This is a genomic window from Streptomyces sp. NPDC051217 (assembly GCF_044455465.1).
In the GTDB taxonomy this organism is placed as follows: Bacteria; Actinomycetota; Actinomycetes; order Streptomycetales; family Streptomycetaceae; genus Streptomyces.
On sequence record NZ_JBITEV010000034.1, the window covers coordinates 1 to 1305 of the forward strand.

Here is a 1305-nt window from a genome sequence, read left to right on the forward strand (position 1 = left end):
TTGAGCTGTACTGAGATTTGTGGAGTCCCTGATGCCAGGGTTACGGTCCTGGCGAAGGAGATCCACCAGCACCATGCCAGCACCCCGTAAATACCCCGATGAACTTCGTGAGCGGGCGGTCCGCGAGGTCCGCGCCACCGGCCGCCCGATCGCGCACGTCGCGAAGGACCTCGGCATCCACAAGGAGGCCCTGCGCGGCTGGGTCCGCCAGGCAGAGGCCGACCATGGCGAACGCGACAACCGGCTGACCACCGCCGAGCACGACGAGCTCAGACAACTCCGCAAAGAAGTAGCGGAGTTGAGGCGGGCCAACGAGATCCTCAAAGCCGCCTCCGTGTTTTTTGCCCAGGAGATCGACCGTCCCCGGACGAGGCCGAGCAGGTGATCGACCATCTGCGTGCGAACGGTCTTGGGGTCGATCCCGTCTGCCGGGTACTGGAGCTGTCGCCTTCGACATACTTCGCCCGCAAGAAGCGGCCGAAGTCGGCCCGCCGGCTCCGCGACGAACAGCTCATGCCGGTGATCGAGCAGGTCCACGCCGAGTCCGGCGGCACGTACGGGGCCCGCCGGATCACCCGCGCGCTGCGGCGCAAGGGTGTCGAGGTGGCCCGCTGCACCGTCGAGCGGCTCATGGCCGAACGCGGCCTGGAGGGCGTGATCCGCGGCCGGCGGCGCCGCACCACGATCCCGGAGCCGTCGGCGCCCCGTCCGCCGGACCTGGTGGACCGCAACTTCACCGCGGCGCGGCCCGATCAGCTGTGGGTGGCTGACATGACGTATGTCCGCACGTGGTCAGGCTGGGCATATGTGGCGTTCGTACTGGACGTGTACTCACGGATGATCGTCGGCTGGCAGGTCGCCGACCACATGCGGACCGAACTGCCCCTGGACGCCCTGGAGATGGCGCTGTGGCGCCGGAGAATCAAGAAGGACTCCGGCCTCATCCACCACAGCGACAGGGGTTCGCAATATGTGTCGATTCGATACACCGGCCGGCTCGCGGACATCGGCGCCTCCGCGTCGGTCGGTTCCGTCGCGGACTCGTACGACAATGCCATGGCCGAGGCGCTGAACGGCACTTTCAAGGCCGAGCTGATCGAGATGCAGGGCCCCTGGAAGGGCCCCGCCCAGGTCGAACGGACGATCTTCCAGTGGATCACCTGGTACAACGAAGAACGCCTGCACTCCGCGCTCGACTACGTGCCACCAGCCGAGTACGAACGCGACTTCTGGCAGAGCCAGGAACGAGCCCCGCAGTCCGCCTGAAACAAGATCACCGGACTCTACGAAACTCGGGGCAGCTCA

1 protein-coding gene is annotated in these 1305 nt (G+C 66.5%); it reads left to right on the forward strand.

Annotated features, from left to right (window positions below):
• Nucleotides 1-73: 73 nt before the first annotated feature.
• A protein-coding gene (locus ACIBBB_RS36150) for an IS3 family transposase (protein WP_398989724.1) occupies nt 74-1266 on the forward strand; the annotation gives its coding sequence in 2 pieces (ribosomal slippage) (nt 74-338 and nt 338-1266; 1194 coding nt in all).
• Nucleotides 1267-1305 lie beyond the last annotated feature (39 nt).